Here is an 18,798-nt window from a genome sequence, read left to right as displayed (position 1 = left end):
CCAGCCCAGCGCCACGACCACAACAGGCCCCTCACCAGCGGCCTCCGAATCCGGTAGGACGGGGCGCTCCCATGGATTGCTCGGCCGTCCCCACCTGCGCCGTATCGGGATCGTGCGCGAGGAGGAGGCCGGCCGACAGGACCGCCGCGACGACCGCACCGGCGCCGGCGATCCATACCCACGGCGGCGTCCCGCCGTGCTTCTCGGCCGGCACCAGGCCGACGTGGACGCTGCTCAGCGCCTCGTCCTGAATCAGGACCCGGGCCTGGTAGGGCACCTTCCCCGGCGCCGTCACCCTCACCACGTGACGGCCGCTCGGCACGATGCCCTCCCACTGCCCTTCGCCCAGGAACTCCCCGTCGAGCGCGAGGCGATCGCCCGGAGAGGCGAGGATGGAGAGCCTGCCGCCGTTCATCGGCCGCGCCAGCCGGACGTCGAGCGCCAGCTGGGCGCCAGGGGCCACGCTCTCCACGCGGAGATGCTCCTTGAACCCCGGCTTGAAGACACGGATTCGCCTGGTGCCGGCGTCGACGATCACCTTGCCCGGGAGCGGCGTCTTCCCGATCGGCTGGCCGTCGATCGTCACCTCCGCGTCCTGCTCGCTCACGGCGATGTCCAGGTGACCGACGAGGGCGCGAGCGTTCCGCTCGACCTCGGCGATCGTCGCCCAGTCCTCCGGGAGCAGGACGCCGCGGTCCTCCTGCTTCAACCTCTCCACCAGCGCGAGGAGCCCGCTGTACCGGTGCATCTTCGACGTGCAGGCGATCATGTTCCAGAGGAGGCGCGCGTCCTTCGAGCTCTCGTACGCGCTCTGGAACTTGAGGAAGGCGCTGGCGAAGTCGCCGTTGCGGAAGAGCGCCTTGCCGGACTCGTAATCGGCCCTGGCCTCACCGCTCAGCCGCTCGGCGACGGGGGCAGCAGGGGCCTCGGTCGGCGCGGGGGCGGTCGGCGCGGGGGCGGTCGGCGCAGGAGCCTCCGCCGGCGCGGGCTGGGGTGGCTGCGCGGCCGCGCCGCCGGCCGTGGTCAACACCACGATGGCGACCGCTGACGCGAGCCCCGTCGCCGGGCGGCGCGAACGCACCGGCGCCTCGGCTGCATCCGGCTGGAATGCGAGATGCCGCCGGTCGGACGCGGGAGGTTCCTGTCTCATTGGATAGGTAGTTCCAAGGGATTCGTCCCTCCGGGCGCCGACGGCGCCTTCGGCGTTGCCGACGCGCTCGTCGCCGGGGGCGCGCGCCGGCCCTGAAGCGCCGCCCCGGAGGGCGCCGCATCGGTGGCCGGCGCGACGACCGGGGAGACAGACGGCTGCTGCGGCGGCAAGGCGTCACGGACCGCCGGCGGCTCCGGCGCGATCAGCGGGTCCGCGCCCCGCGCCCCGGTGTCCTGCCGCGCGCGCGCCGACACCGGTTCGTCCCGAGAGGCCGCCGCGGCCTGCAGCGCCGTCGCCTCCGGCGCTCTGCCGGGCAACGCCACCGCGCCCCAGAGGGCGAGCGCGAGCACGGCGATCACGACCGCCCCGAGCGCCACCCCGAGGACCCTGCGCGACCCAGGCTGCGCGGGCGTTCGCGTGAGCCCCCGCGTCGTGGGCAGGAGGCTCGCCATCGTGCCGGACGGGGCGCTCGGAGGGCCGCTGGCCGGCACGGCCCGCGGCGCCGGCACGGAACCGGCCGTCGGCAACGCCGGTTGCGCCCCCGCCCCGAGGATCCGCGCGGCGCGCTCCGCGCGCTCGTGCCCGCCCGCCGGCGCGAAGGGGACCAGCGCGCGCGCCAGATCGGCCACGGTCTGCGGCCGCCGGGCCGGATCCTTCTGGAGGCAGTGGAGGATCGCAGCCTCGAGCGCCGGTGGGATGTCGCTCCTGAGCGCGGTGGGCGGGATGGGCTCGGCGCTCGCGACCTGCAGCACGAGCTCGGCGAGCGCCGGGGCATCGAACGGCGGCTGCCCAACCAGGAGGCGATAGAGGAGCGCGCCGAGCGCCCACACGTCGGAGCGGGCGTCGACCGAGCGCGACGACCGCATCTGCTCCGGAGACATGTAGACGGGCGAGCCGAGCATCTCCCGCGTCTGCGTCAACGACCCGCCGACGCCCTCGGTGCTGCCCGGCACCTCCTTCGAGACCCCGAAGTCGAGGACCTTGATGAGCGTCGCCCCGCCGGGCGTCGTCGTGAGGAAGAGGTTCGCCGGCTTGAGATCGCGGTGCACGATGCCCGCGGCGTGCGCCTCGGCCATCGCCAGGCAGGCCTGGAGGACGTAGTCGGCCGCGTCCACGACGCTGAGCGTGCCGCGGGCGCGGAGCACATCGGAGAGATCTTCGCCGTCCAGATACTCCATCACGATGTACGGGATGCCCGAGCCGAGCTCGCCGACGTCGAACACCCGCACGACGTGCTCGCCCTTGAGGCGAACCACCGCGCGCGCCTCGCGGAGAAACCGCTGCACGAGCGCCGGGCTCTCCGTGCTGAGAAGGAGCTTGATCGCGACACGCTGCGGAAGGAACAGGTGGCTGGCGGCGACCACGATGCCCATGCCGCCTCGGCCCACGACGCGATCGACCCGGTACTTGCCGGCGATCACGTCTCCTTCGACGACAGGTGGCTTCATGAGAGCTCCGCGCTTCACGCCCGGCCACGGGGCGTGCTGCCATCCGAGCCTGCTGTGGTCGATGGTAGCACAGGTGCGCCCCGGCCGGTCCATCGACGGATGGCTTGCCCTCGTCTGCGATCGCCGGCCAGAGGGCGATACGATACGACGATGAAGCGCTCACCTCGATGCATCTCAGTGGCGGTAAGCTCGCTCGCGCTGCTCGCCCAAAGCGCGTGCGGCGGCGCGGTGGTCATGGACGGAGGAGGAGGCGGGGCCGGCGGCGCGGGCAGCACGAGCAGCACGAGCGGCCAGGGATTTCCGGATGGCCCGGATGGCCCGGATGGCCCGGTCTCGACGACGAGCTCGGTCACGCCGTCGCCGACGACCTCGGGCGGCGGTGGACGCCGGGTGAGCGCGATCGTCTTCGGCGACTCGAGCGTGACGCTCCGTATCGCCACCCTGGCCCTGTCCTGCAGCGATCCCGACGCGAACCCCTCGTACTCGCCCTGCAGCGACTGGTGGGACCTGGAGCTCCGCATGCCCGAGTCGATGCTCGCCGTGGGCGAGGTGGACACGGCGAGCGGAGATCTCACGATCTTCGGGACGTCCTCTCGCGCGGACTGCAGCAGCACAGGGGCCGTCAGCGGCGGAGGCAACGCGGGATTCGGCAAGCTCACCATCACGGCGATCGACCCGACCTCGGTCACCTTCGAGCTCTCCGACGTGGGCAGCGTGTTCGTCGACGACGACCCGAACGGCCGCTACGTCGCGCCCCGGTGCGCCCCGCGGTAGTGCCGCGCTGCCCAACGACGGATCGGCCGGCGAGACACCGATGGATCCCCACCGAGGTCCCGCCGCTGGTCGGCCTCACCGGATCACCGGCCGCACAGGCCCGATGACGGGGGCGCGGCGCCTGCGCAACGCCGGTCGACGCGTAGCACGGTTCGATCGCCATCGTCTCTTGCGCGCCAGACAGCATCGCTCGTACGGTTCGCAGGTCGCGCCACGCACGCGCCCCTCTCTCTGGACATCGCATCTGTTCCTCGTTCCCCGAGGGGCGTGACATGCCTGTCGATCCGCCGCGAGGCGCTCGCTCGGGACGCCGCGCGCCGGACCGACCGCGTTTCGCTGGAGATGCCCATGCCGCACGCCCGAACGCTCGACGACGATCCCCTCCGCCCCTCGGCGCGGCGCGCGGCCGCAGCCCCCCTCCTCGTCGCGCTCGCCTTCGCCGCCTGCGCCGGACACGAGCCCGCCGGGACCGAGGCGGGCCGAGCGCCGCCGGAGGGCGCGCCGGGCGCCTCCTCCTCGCCTGCCGCGGCGCCGGCGCCGCACGCGCCGCCGTCGTTCGATCTCGATCAGGTCATCGAGCGGATCCACTTCGCGTTCCGGCCCGACACGGAGCGCGCCGCGACATGGACCGGCGGCCACGCGACGTACGCCGTGCGCGCCGACGCCGGCGGGTTCCGCGTCGCCCCCGTGGCGCACGACGCGGACGCGCCCCGCAGAGGCGCCGCGGCGGTGTTCTCGACCGTCGCGATCGGCCGCGCTCCCGCCGCCGGCGCCGGCTCGCGCGCGCCGCACGGCGAGCCTCGCACGGCGCGCGAGCCGGACGAGCCGGCGCGCGCCACACGCGTCGCGCGCGTCGCTGACGACGGCCACCTCGTCGTCGCCCGCGCCGGCGTCGCCGAGCACCTGCGCAACGGGCCCGCCGGCGTCGAGCAGAGCTTCGAGTTTCCCGCCGCGCCGGCAGGGGACGGGGATCTCGTGGTGCGCGTGCGGGTCGACGGCCTCCGCCACGCCGGAGCCACCGAGGGCGGCCACCACTTCATCGATCCGGCGAGCGGCCTCGGGCTGCGCTACGGCGTCGCCACCTGGATCGACGCGCGCGGGGCCGCGACGCGGGTGCCGGTGGCGTGGGACGCGGCGGGGGAGCTCGCGCTCCGGGTGCCGGAGGCGCTCGTCGAGACGTCCGCGTACCCAGCGGTGCTCGACCCGATCGTCTCGCCGGAGCTCGTCATGGATGAGCCGATCGAAGCGCCGTCGCTGGCCGCCCAGAGCGACGCCGCGGTGGCGTCCGACGGGACGAACTTCCTCGTGGTGTGGTCCGACTGGCGGGGCGATCTCACGACCTCCTCCGACGGCGCCGACCTCTACGCGGCGCGGATCGCCCCCGACGGTACGGTGCTCGATCCGCACGGCATCCCCATCAGCGCCGGGCCCGGCGCGCAAGAACAGCCGGCCATCTCGTGGGACGGGACGAACTACCTCGTCGCCTGGAGCGACCATCAGACCGGGACCAATTCGCAGGTCTACGCCGCGCGGGTGAGCCCCCTCGGGTCGGTCCTTAACCCCGGGGGCATGCTGCTGAACCCGGGCTACAGAAGCGGCGCCTCGCCGAGCATCGCCTTCGACGGCACGCGCCACCTCGTGGTGTGGATCGGGGTGCCGCCGGACAGCGCGACGAGCTCGCTCGTCGGCACCTTCGTCACCCCCGAGGGGGTCGTCACGATCGCGCCCGCGTTCACCGGCATCAGCGGCAGCAGCCCGGTCGTCGCGTCGGCGGGGGGCTCGTTCGTCGTGGCGTGGTCCAGGTACAACAGCGGCACGCTCGACTACGAGGTGCGGATGTCGCGCGTCTCCGCCGCCGGCGCGATCCTCGACCCGGCGGGGATCCTGGTGGGCACGGGGGCCTGCCCTCGCCTGGCGACCGATGGATCCCAGTACGCCCTCGCATGGGTGAGCAAGTGGGGCTCTGTCGAGCTGACGCGCGTCGACGCCGAGGCGACCCGCCTCGACACGACCTTCGTCAACTCCGGGACGCTGGCGGACTTCACCTGTGCCGCCGTCGCCTTCGACGGATCGAACTACCTCGTCGGCTGGCCGACGGACTCACAGCAAATGACGATCCGGCGCTTCCCCCCCGCCGGGCCGCCCCTCCCGGGGACGATCGTCGCCGGGCAGGCGAGCCAGCGAACGAGCCCCGCGATCGCGTCGGGCGGCGGACGATCGCTCGTCGTCTGGCGGCGCCCGAGCCCGTCCGGCCGCCCCCAGCCGCGGGAGCTCACCCTGTCGCGGATCGCCGCGGACGGGGCGCTGCTCGCGCCGAGCGACGTGCCGCTGACGCCGGGGTCGAACCGCCAGCTCGCGCCGGACGCCGCGTTTGACGGGACGAACTACCTCGTCGTCTGGGACGACACGGGCGCCGACGGCGATCGCGATATCTATGGCACGCGCGTCTCGCCGGCGGGGGAGCTCCTCGATCCGGGCGGCATCGCCATCGCCGACGCGCCCGGGGAGCAGGCCGCGCCCCGCGTCGCGTTCGACGGCGAGAACCACCTCGTCGTCTGGCAGGACGATCGCAACGCCGCGGCCTCGATGACCGACATCTACGCCGCGCGGGTGACCCCGCGCGGAGAGGTGCTCGCCGCGAGCCCGCTGTGCACCGCCTCCACAGCGCAGACCTCGCCCGACGTGGCGGCTGGGAGCGGCGCCACGCTGGTCGCATGGACCGACGCGCGCAACGGCGGAACGAGCATCTACGCGACCCGGGTGGAGGGCGGGCGCTCGATCGACGGGAGCGGCTTCGGCGTCACGGCGCATCGGGGCTACAAGCCGGCGGTCGGCTTCGGCGGGGGCCAGTTCCTCGTGGCCTGGACGACCGGCGGAGTGATCGTCGCGAGCCGCGTCGGCGTCGATGGTCTCGTGCTGGACCCCACGGTCATGCAGCTCTCGGACAGCACCTCGTCAGCCCCGGACGACAACAGCCCCGGGCTCGCGTTCGACGGGGTGAACCACCTCGTCGTGTGGCTCCATCCGAACTCGTACAGGGTCCAGGGCCGCACCGTCCCGACGTCGGGTCGACCCGGGGAAAGCTTCCAGATCCACTACGCGCAGAGCCAGCAGTTCAGGGGCGTGACCGCCACCTTCGACGGCGTGGCCCCCGTCATCGCGTGGGAGCAGGTGACGGGGACCCAGTCCGCGATCGTCGCAGCCCGGCTCCTTTCAGGCGGCGCGCTGGCTCCTCCCGGCGTCTTCGCGATCGAGAGCGCGTACGGCCCCGCACGCGGCCCCTCCCTCACCACGAACGGCGCCGGGCAGTCGCTCGTCGCGTACGCCCACTTCGACCCCGCCGCGGGCGTCGGATCGTACCGCACGCGCGGCCGCTTCATCTCTCTCTCCGAGCGCGGCGCCGCGTGCTCGAGCGCGCACGACTGCGTGACCGGCTTCTGCGTGGACGGCGTCTGCTGCGACAGCGCGTGCGGCGGCGATGTCCGCGGCGACTGCCAGGTCTGCAGCGTCGCGGCGGGGGCGGCCGTCGACGGCGAGTGCACGCCGCTGAACGGCGTCGCGTGCGACGACGGCGCCGTCTGCACGACCAACGACACCTGCCAGGCTGGCGTCTGCGTCCCGGGAACCCCGGTCACCTGCGCGCCCCCCGATGCCTGCCACCAGCCGGGGACCTGCAACACCGCGAGCGGCCGGTGCCGCTACGCGGAAGCGCCGAACGGCACCGCGTGCGACGACGGGGACGCGTGCACCCAGACCGACGCCTGCCAGAGGGGCGCCTGCGTCCCGGGAAGCCCGGTCACCTGCGCGCCCCCCGACGCCTGCCACGAGGCCGGGACGTGTGATCCTGCGACGGGCGCGTGCTCGAACCCGGAGCGGCCCGACGGCGCGCCCTGCCCCGGCGGCACCTGCGTCGACGGCCTCTGCAACGACTCCATGAGCGGAAGCGGCGGGGGGACCACGAGCGGCGCATCGGCGACCTCGGGCGGCGCATCGGCAGGCTCGGGCGGCGTAACCGCGGGCTCAGGCGGCGGCGCAGGCGCTGGCGGCCCAACCGCGGGCTCAGGCGGCGGCGCTGGCGCCGGCGGCGCAACCGCGGGCTCAGGCGGCGATGCGCCGGGGGCAGGTGCCCCGGACGACAGCGACGGCGGCGGATGCGGGTGCCGCACGACGCCGGCCGCACCGGCCGCCCACGGGGCGTCGCTCGCGCTCCTGGCGCTCGCGTTCCTCACGCGCCGGCAGCGGCGTTCCTGAAGCACCGAGCGCGTCGATCGAGCGAGAGATGAACCGCCATGACGCCAAGGACGCCAAGGACGCCAAGGTGCGTCTCTCTCCCTGGCGTTCTTGAGCTCCGGTAGCGCACGTCATCGGATTGACAGAGCATCTGCTCGCAGGCGAGCGGAAGATCGCAATCGAACAGACTGATGTGCTGCTGGACGACATCGCCAGCCGTCTTGGCCTTGGCCGGCGCTGTCGGGGATGGCAGCCGAGGTGGGGGTTCTTCACTCCAGCACGATGCTCACGCTCTTCGTGCCCTCGTATCCGTCGCCGCGCACGGTCACCGCGAGCTCCAGCTTCTGACCTTCGAGGGCCTCGCGGCCCCACGCGAAAGGGTGGTAGAGCGCGCCGTCCGACACCAGGAAAGAGCCGGTCTTGATGAACTGGACGTTGAACTGCGCGGCGGCGATCCCCTCGGGATCGTCGGCGAGCGGGCCCTCGAACGCGTTCGCGAGGCGCACCACATGGCACGTCTCCTCCGCGTCGCCGGGCAGAGCCTCCACCTGGACCCAGGGCGTGATCATCATCGAGCCCTGATTGCCGAGGATCAGTCGCACGCCGGTGCCGTTGGCGTAGGGCACGAACGTCCCGGACGACGCGTCGCCGATGTCGACGGCGCGGGTCTCGGTGAAGTCCTCGCCGAACAGCGTGGGACAATCGCTGGCTTCCGCGGGGATCGACGGCTCACGGTCGACAGGGCCACACCCGGAGAGGGACGCGAGAAAAGAGAAGGCGGACGGTAACAGGCAGGATCGCATTGCGCGCGTAGAGCTCCGAAAAAGCCGGGACGAGCCGGGCAGGAGAGACGCCGGCTCGCAGAGGCGCGAGGGCGAGGGGGAGCTGTAGCACGCCGGGTCCGGAGCAACCTCGGCGAGCAAAGCGCGTCCGAGTGGCACGCACGCTGCTATCGGCTCGCTGCGATGCTGAACTCATCACGGCGAAATGCCGGCGGCCCCGCGGATGCTCTGACGTTGCTGTCACGATCACGCCGATCTGTGTCGCCTCGATTCGCGCTCCTCCGCCACCCCCTCTTCCTTGGCGCCCTGGCGCTCCTGGTGGTCAACGACCACCTCCTGAAAGGCGCCGGGCTCTTGCCGGGCGCCCTCACTGGCAAGCTCAGCGACCTCGCCGGCCTCGTGGTCGCCCCCGTCCTCGCAGCGGCGCTCGTGGACGCGCGCACGTCGCGCGGGCGAGCGCTGGCGTTCGCTGCGGTGGCCGCGCCGTTCGCGGCGATCAAGCTGTCGGCCGCAGCCGCGCAGCTCCTCGTGGGGCTCGTGGGCCTCGCGGGGATCAGGTGGCGTATCTGGCAAGATCCGACGGACCTGGCCGCGCTCGTAGTCCTCGTCCCGGCATGGCGCCTCTCGGCGCGCGCCGCTTCCAGCCCGGAGCTCTCCGCCCGGAGCGTCGAGGAAGGCTCGCGCACCGCCTGGGTGCTCGAGCGCGCGATCCTGGGGGCGTCCGCCTTCGCCTGCGTCGCGACCGGCACCCCCGCACCCGAGGGCTACTCCACGGACGCCTATCTCATCAATGCCACGCCCGGGACCGTGGACGTTCGCGTGCGCTGGGTGGACGCGTCGCTCGATTGCTCCGCCGTCACCTCCGGCGATCCGACACGCATGTTCGGGCCGAGCGCGTTCAACCTCGGGATCACGTATCGGCTGGACCCGCAGGACACGCTCCCGCTCAACCGGACCGAGGCCCACCTCGCCACAGGCACCTTCGAGGAGACGGCGCCGACCTCGGAAGGGCCTTGCGAGGTGGTGCTGATCGAGACGGATGGACTGCGGCCTGTGATGGCATGGTGGTCCGACCTGCAAACCGTCCAGATTCCGCAGAACGTGAACGACAACAGCGATTTCTGGCAGGACACGGAGACGGTGGCGGGGCGCGTCGCGCTGAAGTCGAACATGGTGGTGGCGCCCGGACAGGTGAAGACGGGCGCGCTGCAGACGAACGTCGCACCCTCGGTGTGCGCTGGCGCGCCTCAATCGTCCTTCCAGTGGGCCGCCCCCTGGCCGAAGCCGGTGGTCGGCGAGATCGCGAACATCGATGCACTGTCGGACGGCTGCATCGAATTGGCCATGATCTATCCGAGGCTCGGTTCGGGCGATGGCTCGGGCGGCGCAGGCGGCGTGGGCACAGGCGGCGCGGGTGCTGGCGGAGCCGACGGCAGCGGCGCTGGCGGCGCGGGCGCTGGCGGAGCCGACGGCAGTGGCGCTGGCGGCGCGGGTGCTGGCGGAGCCGACGGCAGCGGCGCTGGCGGCGCGGGCGCTGGCGGAGCCGACGGCAGTGGCGCTGGCGGCGCGGGTGCCGGCGGAGCCGACGTCGGTGGCGCTGCCGGCGCGGGTGCCGGCGGCACCGGCGGCGAGGGTGGAATGGGCACCGGCGGCGAGCCGGACCCGAGCTTCACCCCTCGGACTTACTATCTGTGCATTCCGATCGAAGACTTCCCGTTCTCGGCGGGCGAAACGGTGCAATGGTCCGACGACGGCGACCACCTCGAGGTCTCGGCCGTCGACTCGGCGAAGCGGCTCGAGGTCTATCACAACGTCGTCGACCTCCAGCTCGGGGGCCTCACTGCCTCGCTCGAGGCGACCGGGTGCGAGGGCGATCGGCTGGACTGCGGCGCCTACGTCACCGACGCGATGGTGGCGGTGCAGAACGGCGGCGAGAAGACCCTGCTGAGACCTGGAGACGCCCTCGAAGGGCCGAACTTCCGCGTGCGGGTGGGCCGCGCCGAGCGCGTGCTCGCCGGGCGTGACGAGTGCGACGCGGGCTACCAGACGCCCAACGCGTCCGCGGACCTGTTGATTGCTTACGAATGAGGAGGAGTCACATGCTGTCGAAGAGGAAGCTGATCTCACTCGGTCTCTGCGCCGCCGCCGTCGGTTGCTCCACCCAGAGCGACGACGGCGCGGGCAGCGAAGCCCCCGCAGGCTCGGTCAACGTGGCCCAGGGCGGCGCGCAGGACATCTCCCAGTTCCGCGCGATCGTGAAGGCGGGGAAGGTGCCCACGCTCGACACGCTGGACCCCGTCGGGTTCTTCGCCGAGCACGCGATCGACCTGCCCGACGCCGACTGCGGCAAGGACGTCTGCGTTCACCCGTTCCTCGCGGTGGCGCCGCGCTTCAACGGGGGCAACTGGACGATGGCCTTCGTCGCGATGAACACCGCGGTCGACCCTTCGACGCTGGACAGGCCGCCCGTTCACCTGGCGATCGCCGTCGAGAGCAGCAGCTTCGCCGGCATCGATGAGGACGCGCTCGACGCGGGGATGGGAGGGCTGCTCGCCAGCCTGCGTCCCGAGGACCGCGTCAGCGTCATCCGCTATGGCGAGAGGGTCGAGCGCCGCGCCTTCCTCGCAGCGCCGGGGTCGGCGGAGCTCACGAGGCTCATCGCCGACGAGCGCCTCGGCGACGGCACCGGCGAGCTCGTCGGCCTCTACGAGGGGATCGCCGCCGCCGAGAACGCGTTCGAGGAGGGCGACGCGGCCGGCTTCGAGGGCGCGCACCGCGTGCTCCTGCTCACGAGCGGGCACGCGACAAGCGGTATCACGGACCCCGACCGCATCCTCGGCCTTGGCGAGGCGCTTGTGGAGAACGGCACGGCGTTCGGCGTGATCGGCGTTGGCGAGAGCTTCCTGGTGAGGATCCCGTCGGCGCTGGGCTCGATGGGCGCGGGCACGTACGCGTACGCGCTGACCGCGGGCGACCTCGGCGGTCTGCTCTCGGAGGAGGGGAAGACCACGCTCTTCCCGCTGGCGACGGCCTTCAGCCTGGAGGTGATCCCGTCCGCCGGCTACAAGGTGGGGCGCATCTACGGGACGAAGCGGGCGACCGCCAGCTCCGTGGGGGCGACCCTGGAGATGCCGGCGCTGTTCATCGGCCAGCGCGACGGCGCGACCGACGTGGGCGGCAGCCGCCGCGGCGGCGGTGGTGGTCTGTTCGTGGAGCTCCTCGCCGACGCCTCCCTCGCCGACGACATCGGGCCGGACAAGGCGGCCTTCCAGGTGACGGCAGGCTGGACGTCGGCGAAGGACGGAGCCGGGCAGAACGTCGACACCACGCTGCTCAACGCGCTGCCTCCGGGGCAGAACCCCGACTCGAGGTGGTGGAACATCTCCGACGGCGGCTCGGGCAAGCCGTACATGATGCTCAACATGTACCTGGCGCTGCGCGGCGCGCTCGACTTCTACCAGGCGGGCGACTGCCGGCGCTCGCTCGGGGTCATCGAGATGATGAAGGCGCCGATTGCGGCGTGGCTCGGGAAGTACCCGGACACGGACATCCAGGACGACAACAACCTGATGTTGACGTTGCGACAGAACATCGAGGATGCCTGTCGTGAATCGCAGTCGTCCACGGAGCCCACGCCGCCCCTCGACTTCGACGGCGGCTGCGGCTGGCTGTGACCGCCGCCTTCGCCCGCTGAACGTCGCTCGGCGGCGGCGCAGGTCGGACAGGCGGTCACGGAGCGCCGACGTGCATCACGGGTGCCCGATACCAGCGATCGCCCGGAGCGCCTGAACCGTGTTGTCGAGGTGCCCCCTGGCCTGGATGAGGTGGCTGATCGTCCTTCGGATCTCGCGCACCGCCGGGCGGAAGATATAGAGCCCCTCGAGGAAGAGGACCCCCAGGGTCACACACAGCAGGATCAGCTCGACGAGCCGGAGCCGCTCGATCCGCGCCGTCGCCTCCTGGGCATACTGGGAGACGACCCGGTCCATCCCGATCAGGAAGCCCGGCTCCGCCGCGAGGATCGCGGCGACGATCGGCTGGATGGCGGCCGCTTCGACCGGCTTTTCACCGCCGGCGCCGACCGCGGCGAGGAGATCCTTCGCGTCCCGGAGCATGCTCTGGTGCAATGGCTCTATCGCCTGGAACATACGGGTCACCTCCGGCGTGTTCTTCCCCGGCAATCCCATCCCGGGATCGCCGTGCTGGAGAGCGCGATGCGACCGCTCCCAGAGCGCCATCGCCTGCGCCAGCTCGTCGGCGCGGCCCTTGCGCTCGGCGGGGTCGGTCGTCACCTGGAACGTGAGCGCGGCCTTGCTGAGCCGCTGGCTGAGCATTCGCTGGCGTCCGGCCACGTTGACGATGTGCGCGTCGCTCGTCTGCTGGTTCAACGCGTGCTGCACGAGGAGCTGCGCCACGACCGACAAGAGCGCCACGGCGCCGAGCGCGCTGACGTACAGGCGCGTCAACCGGCGGGTCGGTGCCAGGAGCTCGGAGGAAACCTGCGCCATTGTTCTCCCTCCATGGGCGAGGATGGAGACATTAGCCGAGCGTCGGAACGAACATGTATCGCTCATGTTTCCGGAGATTGCTTTGCGCGCGTTGCTCCGCGCTCCGCCATTTCAGGCGGACGCATTCAAAAAAGCTGAGATCTCATGACCGCTCCATGGTAAGACTCGCACGAGAGCGCTCCTCGCGAGGCCCCTTTGCGCTGGCCTTACAGTGGCGTCCATGGAACCAGGAGAATGTCTCATGCAAGAGCGTACCGCGTCGGCCGCGGGCGGCGCGCCGCCGAGCACGGCCGGAAACGCACCTGAGCTCTTGCCGAAACAGTTCGGCAAATACACGCTCCTGTCGAAGCTCTCGTCGGGGGGCATGGCGGAGATCTTCCTCGCGCTGCATCGCTCGTCCTTCGGCTTCGAGAAGCTCGTCGTGATCAAGCGCATCCTGCCCTCGATGAACCAGGATCCGTCGTTGATCGACATGCTGCTCCACGAGGCGCGCGTCGCGGCGACGCTCTCGCATCCCAACGTCGTCCAGACGTTCGACGCCGGGCAGGTGGACAGGACGTATTTCATCGCGATGGAGCACATCCACGGTGAGGACGTCGGCTCGATCGGGCGCGAGGCGGCGGAGCGCGACCCGGGAGGGATCCCGCTCGAGCACGCGCTCAGCGTCATCCTCGGCGTCTGCGCGGGGCTCGCGTACATCCACGACAAGCGCGGCCTCGACGGCACGCCGCTCGGCATCGTCCACAGGGACATCTCGCCGCGCAACGTGGTCGTGAGCTACACGGGCGACGTGAAGATCGTCGACTTCGGCATCGCGCGGAGCGGGCTCGGCGACGTCGAGGAGCAGAAAGAGAACGTGCTGATGGGCAAGTTCGCCTACATGGCCCCGGAGCACGTGGCGGGGGATCGCATCGACCATCGCGCGGACATCTTCGCCGCCGGCGTGGTCCTGTTCGAGATGACGACGGGCAAACGGCTGTTCAAGGGCGGTACCCAGATGCGGACGCTCCTCCAGATCCACGGGTCGGAGTATCCCCTCCCGAGCGCGATCAAGCCTGGCTACCCGAAGGGGCTGGAGAAGATCGTCCTGCGCGCGCTCGAGAAGCGGCGCGAGGATCGCTACCAGTCGGCCCGCGAGATGCACGCGGCGATCGAGGAGCTCATCCGCGACGAGCGCATCCCCGTCTCGCCGATGGGCCTCACGGCATGGATGGAGTCGCTCTTCCGGGACAAGCTCGCTCGCCACAAGGAGGCGCTCCTCGGCGTCAGGCAGCTCATCGACGTGATCGCGGCGCAGCAGCAGCGCTGGTCGCTGGAGATGAGCGGCGGCGCGACCGTCTCGCAGAGCGGCGTCCCGACGAGCACGGGCCCGACGACCTTGAGCAGCCCGCCGCCGCTCGCGGGCAAGGGAGGTGTTGCGGCGCTCATCCCGGCCGCCAGCGCGCTCGCGCTCGTGCCTGGGTTCCTCTACATGCAGGGCCAGCTCTCGGAGCGGCACGCCGAGTTCATGACGATGGTCCACGACGCCCAGGCGAGCCGTCAGGAGCCGCCCGCGCCGGTCGAGGCGAAGGGCTCGCTGGAGATCACGAGCAAGCCCGAGGGCTGCGCCATCTGGGTGAACGGCGAGCATCACCCCGTCGCCACGCCGGCCAAGCTCCGCGAGCTTCCGCTCGGGCGTGAGCTCCACATCAAGCTCACCAAAGACGGATACAAGCCGTACCGCACGGCCGTGAAGCTGAGCGATGAGGTGCGCTTCAAGGAGGTCGTGGCCGATCTGGAGAGGCTCACGGCGACGGTGGTGCTCTGGGTCGATCCGCCGGCCAGCGTCTTCGTCGACGGGAAGCTCTGGAAGGGCAATCGCACGAGGATCGAGGGGCTCACAGTGGGTGAAGGACACCGTTTCGTGCTGTCCGCCCCTGGGCATGCGTCCAAGACGCTGATGGTCAACGTGGAGCCAGGGGAGATGAAGACGCTGAGCGTCCGGCTGCCGAAGCTCGGCGCGCAGGCGCCGGTGGAGGAGCGCGCCGAGGGCGCGCAGTGACGCCGCGCAGCGCGCGTTTCCCTCGTCAGGCCTGGATCACGGCCTGCTCGCCAGGATCACCGCGCAGGAACGCCAGCGCCGCGCGGGCGAACGGCTCCTTCCACTCCCCGAAGATGGGGCCGTGTCCGCCGTTCGGCAGGATGCACAGGCAGGAGCGCGGGATGGCGCGGTACATCTGCAGGGCGATCTCGGCCGGGTAGAGGGGATCGCGGTCGCCGCTCACGATCATCGTGCGCGCCGTGATGGTCGACAGGTGGGGGGGCGTGAAGCTCATGTCGTCGTGGCTGGCCGCGAAGCGGCGCGGCTGATTCCACAGCGCTCGGATCTGCGCGTCGCCGAGCGCGTGGCGGCTCCTCATGTCCCGCCATTCCACCTCGGAGCGGCCCTCGTCGGAGACGAGGCGCATGATCGCCCTGGCCTGCTCGGGGAAGTACGGTGTCGCGGACACGAGGACCATCGACTCCATGCGGTCCGGTTGCTGCGTGGCCAGGTGCAGGAGGCACTTGGCGCCGAAGCTTAGGCCGATGGCCCGGAACGCCTTCACCCCGAGGTGGTCGAGGAGGGCGAAGACGTCGGAGGCGCACTGACGGATGGTGAGGGAGCCCGCCGGGTTGGTCGAGCGGCCGTGGCCGCGCAGATCGGGGGCGATGACCGTGTGTCCACTCCCGAGCTCCGCGAGGTCGAACACGTGATCCCAGTCGCCGCTCGCCCCGGTGAAGCCGTGGAGCAGCACGAGCGGCGGCCCTTCGCCGCGAAGCTCGTAGTACATCTCGATGTCGTTGATGGGCGCGGTGCGCCCGGTGGCCGTCGCTGTCGCCATTCGCTCCTCCGATCGCTCGACCGCGGCTGATCCGCGGCCGGTCACACGCGATCTGTAAGCGACGCTCTTCGCTCTTGATAGCTGTGCCCTTCTCGCATAGAATGCCAGTCGGTCGGTGAGGGGACGGTCCGACCGGCGTATTGGGCGGAATGTACTGAACACACGCTCAGCGTTCGCGGTCCTGGTGACAGCGCGTGTTCGTCAGCCGCCGACGAAATGGCGCAGGAACTCGTCTGCCTCACGGAGGATGCGCGGGATCGAGGCGACGAGCTCGTGGCCGTCGTCCACCTCGATGAGCCGGACATGCCGCTTCCCCGCGGCGAACGTCCGCGAGAGCTCGATGTCCACCACGTCATCGCTCCGGCCGTGGACGATCAGCGTCGGTACCCGCACGTCCGGCCAGCCGCCCGAGCGGTCATCGACCTCGGCCGCGTCGACGGCGAAGCCGAAGTCCACCCGGGCTCGCTTCTTCTCCGCGTAGTCGTCGACCTCGAGCCACCCCCGCTCCTTCCACGCCTGAAAGCCCTCCTCGCCGAGCCGCTGCCGCCATCGCTCCATGATCCGGAACGCCGGCGCGAGCAGCACCAGCGCGCACACCCGCGCGTCCTCCTCGGCGACGCGGCACGCGGTGAGGCCACCGAGGCTCGATCCCATCACGACGGCCCGCTCGCGCTCTCCGCCGAGCGCTTGCTTCACGGCGTCGATCATCGCGCTGAGGCGCAGACGCTCGAGCGAGGGTATCCGCAGGTTGAGCCGCTCGACGGCGACCCCGCGCCGCCCGAAGTGCGCGGCGACCTGGACGCCCTTGGTCGAGCTCGGGCCCGAGGCGAAGCCGTGCAGGTAGAGCCAGCGCGGGCCGGCGGCGGAGGGCGGCGTCTCCCTGGTCATGCAGGCGGGGAGCCTACTCCCTCCACCGCTGCGCGACGATGCGGTATGACGCGCCGGAGAGACGCCATGATCCGCCCCGCGACCGCCGCCGACATCCCCACCATCGCCCGCCTCATCCGGATGCTCGCCGAGTACGAGCGGCTCGCGCACGAGGTCACCTTCGAGGAGAGCGAGCTCGAAGCGCACCTCTTCGGCCCGAGGCCGGCAGCCGAGGTCGTCCTGGCCGAAGCGGAGGGGATCCCGGTGGGATTCGCGCTCTTCTTCCAGAGCTTCTCGACCTTCCTCGGCAAGCCCGGGATCTACCTCGAGGACCTCTTCGTGCTCCCCGAGCACCGCGGAGCGGGCCACGGCAAGGCCTTGCTCGTGCACCTCGCGAAGCTCGCGGTGGACCGCGGCTGCGGGCGCTTCGAGTGGTCCGTGCTCGACTGGAACGAGCCGGCGCTCGGCTTTTACCGGAAGCTCGGCGCCAAGCCCATGGACGAGTGGACCGTCCACCGCGTCACCGGCGAGGCGCTCGCCCGGCTCGCGCAGGGCTGACGCGCCCGCGGCCTGCGTTGCTCGTGGCGGCGCAGCGGAGCACCACCGGCTGCTGCTGGAGCAGCAGCGACCGCGATCCCTCCGCGCGCCCGCGGCCTGATCGCGCCTGGCGCGCCCCGCTCCGGCGGCCGCCGCGCGCGCGGGGATTTTGGTACGGATGTTGCGGTTCATGGCGAATCGCCCGTCGCACACGCCGGGTGTGCTGGCAACGGCAGCGCGACTCCTGGACTCGGTCGCGACATGCCCTAGTGCTCATCGTACATGAGCGAGAGTCCACATCGCCCCTCCAGGGCCGCCGCAGGCGCCGAGATGTCTTCCAACAACCTCACCGGGCTCGGCGTGCTGCGCCACCGGAGCTTCGCGTTCTACCTCGCGGCGAGGCTGCTCTCCGCGGTCGCGGTGCAGATGCAGAGCGTCGCGATCGGCTGGCAGGTCTACGCGCTGACCGGCGATGTCTTCGATCTGGGCCTCATCGGCCTCGCCCAGTTCGCGCCCTTCTTCGCGCTGATCCTCTTCGCCGGCCAGGCGGCGGATCGGTTCGACCGGCGCCGCATCATCACGGTCGGCCTCGGCGTGGAGCTGGTCTGCTCCCTCCTGCTGCTCGCGTTCACGGTGTCTGGCCTGACCGTGGTGTGGCCCGTGTTCGCGGTGCTCGTGCTGTTCGGCAGCGCGCGCGCCTTCATGATGCCGGCGCAGCAGGCGATCCTGATGAACCTGGTGCCGCAGGAGAGCTTCAGCAAGGCGGTCGCGCTCAGCTCATCGAGCTTCCATGTCGCGGTCATCGTCGGGCCGACGCTCGGCGGGCTCCTCTACCTCGCCGGGTCGAAGGTCGTGTACTCGATCGTCGGGGCGCTGCTCCTCGTCTCTCTCGCGCTCATGAGCCTCGTGCGCGCGGCCCAGCAGGCGAGGCGCGCCGAGCCGACGTCGTGGAGCGCGGTGCTGGAGGGGCTGCGCTTCGTCTGGTCGAAGCCGGCGGTGCTCGGCGCGATCTCGCTCGACCTGTTCGCGGTGCTGTTCGGCGGCGCGGTGGCGCTCCTGCCCGCGTATGCGCGCGATGTGCTCCACGCCGGCCCGACCGGCCTCGGCCTGCTCCGCACGGCGCCGGCCGCGGGCGCCGCGATCACCGCCGGCGTCCTCGCCTTCCGGCCGATCACGCGCCAGGTGGGCCGCTGGATGTTCGGCGGCGTCGCCGTGTTCGGGCTCGCCACCATCGGCCTCGGGCAGACCCGGAGCTTCACCGTCGCGCTCATCGCCCTGTTCCTCGTCGGCGCAGGCGACATGGTGAGCGTCTATATCCGTCACATCCTCGTGCAGTTCGAGACGCCGGACTCCATCCGAGGGCGGGTGAGCGCCGTCAACGCGGTGTTCATCGGCGCCTCCAACGAGCTCGGCGAGTTCGAGTCCGGCCTCACCGCCAGCTGGCTCGGCCTGCTCCCGGCCATCCTCCTCGGCGGCAGCGCCACCCTCGTGGTCGCCGCGCTGTGGGCCCTCGGCTTCCCCGTGCTCAGCCGCATGGACCGCTTCCCGCACGCGAAGCGAGATCCCGAGGAGAGCGCGGACGGCGGCGGAACGGCCGAGGCCGCCGCGACGACGTGAGGAGCTGCCCGGCGCCTCGCCGCG

At 71.6% G+C, this 18,798-nt stretch carries 13 protein-coding genes; 7 read left to right on the top strand and 6 right to left on the bottom strand.

From position 1 onward, the window contains the following. Nucleotides 1–31: 31 nt before the first annotated feature. Both WMF19_RS05790 and WMF19_RS05785 read right to left on the bottom strand, forming a co-directional pair. On the bottom strand, nt 32–1,081 hold the full coding sequence (locus tag WMF19_RS05790; protein WP_437898142.1) for a PEGA domain-containing protein: 1,050 nt from the start codon (nt 1,079–1,081) through the stop codon (nt 32–34). 65 nt (nt 1,082–1,146) lie between these two features. Beyond that, entirely contained in the window at nt 1,147–2,598 is a 1,452-nt protein-coding gene (locus WMF19_RS05785) for a protein kinase domain-containing protein (RefSeq protein WP_437898141.1), read from the bottom strand. Nucleotides 2,599–2,775: 177 nt separating this feature from the next. Here WMF19_RS05785 and WMF19_RS05780 point away from each other — a divergent pair, with 177 nt between their 5' ends. Both WMF19_RS05780 and WMF19_RS05775 read left to right on the top strand, forming a co-directional pair. Then, complete coding sequence (locus WMF19_RS05780; RefSeq protein WP_437898140.1) at nt 2,776–3,372, top strand: hypothetical protein; 597 nt, start codon at nt 2,776–2,778, stop codon at nt 3,370–3,372. 348 nt (nt 3,373–3,720) lie between these two features. Continuing rightward, a complete protein-coding gene (locus tag WMF19_RS05775) occupies nt 3,721–7,623 on the top strand; it encodes an MYXO-CTERM sorting domain-containing protein (protein WP_437898139.1) in 3,903 nt (1,300 codons plus the stop codon). 248 nt (nt 7,624–7,871) lie between these two features. Here the strand turns inward: WMF19_RS05775 and WMF19_RS05770 are convergent, their stop codons facing one another. After that, nucleotides 7,872–8,405, bottom strand: coding sequence for a hypothetical protein (locus WMF19_RS05770; RefSeq protein WP_437898138.1), 534 nt, complete (start codon nt 8,403–8,405; stop codon nt 7,872–7,874). Between the two features lie 237 nt (nt 8,406–8,642). Here WMF19_RS05770 and WMF19_RS05765 point away from each other — a divergent pair, with 237 nt between their 5' ends. After that, nucleotides 8,643–10,472 (top strand): hypothetical protein, encoded by a 1,830-nt coding sequence (locus WMF19_RS05765; protein WP_437898137.1) that lies wholly within the window; start codon nt 8,643–8,645, stop codon nt 10,470–10,472. Nucleotides 10,473–10,483: 11 nt separating this feature from the next. Beyond that, on the top strand, nt 10,484–12,058 hold the full coding sequence (locus tag WMF19_RS05760) for a hypothetical protein (protein ID WP_437898136.1): 1,575 nt from the start codon (nt 10,484–10,486) through the stop codon (nt 12,056–12,058). Between the two features lie 75 nt (nt 12,059–12,133). Here WMF19_RS05760 and WMF19_RS05755 read toward each other — a convergent pair whose 3' ends face one another. After that, nucleotides 12,134–12,892, bottom strand: a complete 759-nt coding sequence (locus WMF19_RS05755) for a type IV pili methyl-accepting chemotaxis transducer N-terminal domain-containing protein (RefSeq protein ID WP_272100494.1) — start codon at nt 12,890–12,892, stop codon at nt 12,134–12,136. 241 nt (nt 12,893–13,133) lie between these two features. Here WMF19_RS05755 and WMF19_RS05750 point away from each other — a divergent pair, with 241 nt between their 5' ends. Continuing rightward, entirely contained in the window at nt 13,134–14,933 is a 1,800-nt protein-coding gene (locus WMF19_RS05750) for a protein kinase domain-containing protein (protein WP_437898135.1), read from the top strand. Nucleotides 14,934–14,958: 25 nt separating this feature from the next. Here WMF19_RS05750 and WMF19_RS05745 read toward each other — a convergent pair whose 3' ends face one another. Together WMF19_RS05745 and WMF19_RS05740 are read right to left on the bottom strand one after the other, a co-directional pair. Beyond that, nucleotides 14,959–15,753 carry an alpha/beta fold hydrolase gene (locus tag WMF19_RS05745; protein ID WP_437898134.1) on the bottom strand — a complete coding sequence of 265 codons (795 nt, stop codon included), beginning with the start codon at nt 15,751–15,753 and terminating at the stop codon, nt 14,959–14,961. A gap of 201 nt (nt 15,754–15,954) precedes the next feature. Continuing rightward, nucleotides 15,955–16,641 carry a YqiA/YcfP family alpha/beta fold hydrolase gene (locus WMF19_RS05740; protein ID WP_437898133.1) on the bottom strand — a complete coding sequence of 229 codons (687 nt, stop codon included), beginning with the start codon at nt 16,639–16,641 and terminating at the stop codon, nt 15,955–15,957. A 45-nt stretch (nt 16,642–16,686) separates the two neighbouring features. Between WMF19_RS05740 and WMF19_RS05735 the strand changes: the two genes are divergently transcribed. Further along, nucleotides 16,687–17,178 carry an N-acetyltransferase family protein gene (locus WMF19_RS05735; RefSeq protein WP_437898132.1) on the top strand — a complete coding sequence of 164 codons (492 nt, stop codon included), beginning with the start codon at nt 16,687–16,689 and terminating at the stop codon, nt 17,176–17,178. A gap of 309 nt (nt 17,179–17,487) precedes the next feature. After that, a complete protein-coding gene (locus WMF19_RS05730; RefSeq protein WP_437898131.1) occupies nt 17,488–18,774 on the top strand; it encodes an MFS transporter in 1,287 nt (428 codons plus the stop codon). Nucleotides 18,775–18,798 lie beyond the last annotated feature (24 nt).

The organism is Sorangium sp. So ce124 (assembly GCF_051525235.1).
Lineage (GTDB): Bacteria > Myxococcota_A > Polyangia > Polyangiales > Polyangiaceae > Sorangium > Sorangium atrum.
This window is presented reverse-complemented; position numbering and strand designations above follow the sequence as displayed.

What these genes read in the sequence shown, in the direction of transcription:
- WMF19_RS05785 (WP_437898141.1), bottom strand. Translation starts at nt 2,598, where the DNA reads ATGAAGCCACCTGTCGTCGAAGGAGACGTGATCGCCGGCAAGTACCGG.
- WMF19_RS05775 (WP_437898139.1), top strand. Translation starts at nt 3,721, where the DNA reads ATGCCGCACGCCCGAACGCTCGACGACGATCCCCTCCGCCCCTCGGCG.
- WMF19_RS05770 (WP_437898138.1), bottom strand. Translation starts at nt 8,405, where the DNA reads ATGCGATCCTGCCTGTTACCGTCCGCCTTCTCTTTTCTCGCGTCCCTC.
- WMF19_RS05760 (WP_437898136.1), top strand. Translation starts at nt 10,484, where the DNA reads ATGCTGTCGAAGAGGAAGCTGATCTCACTCGGTCTCTGCGCCGCCGCC.
- WMF19_RS05755 (WP_272100494.1), bottom strand. Translation starts at nt 12,892, where the DNA reads ATGGCGCAGGTTTCCTCCGAGCTCCTGGCACCGACCCGCCGGTTGACG.
- WMF19_RS05750 (WP_437898135.1), top strand. Translation starts at nt 13,134, where the DNA reads ATGCAAGAGCGTACCGCGTCGGCCGCGGGCGGCGCGCCGCCGAGCACG.
- WMF19_RS05745 (WP_437898134.1), bottom strand. Translation starts at nt 15,753, where the DNA reads ATGGCGACAGCGACGGCCACCGGGCGCACCGCGCCCATCAACGACATC.
- WMF19_RS05740 (WP_437898133.1), bottom strand. Translation starts at nt 16,641, where the DNA reads ATGACCAGGGAGACGCCGCCCTCCGCCGCCGGCCCGCGCTGGCTCTAC.
- WMF19_RS05735 (WP_437898132.1), top strand. Translation starts at nt 16,687, where the DNA reads ATGACGCGCCGGAGAGACGCCATGATCCGCCCCGCGACCGCCGCCGAC.
- WMF19_RS05730 (WP_437898131.1), top strand. Translation starts at nt 17,488, where the DNA reads ATGTCTTCCAACAACCTCACCGGGCTCGGCGTGCTGCGCCACCGGAGC.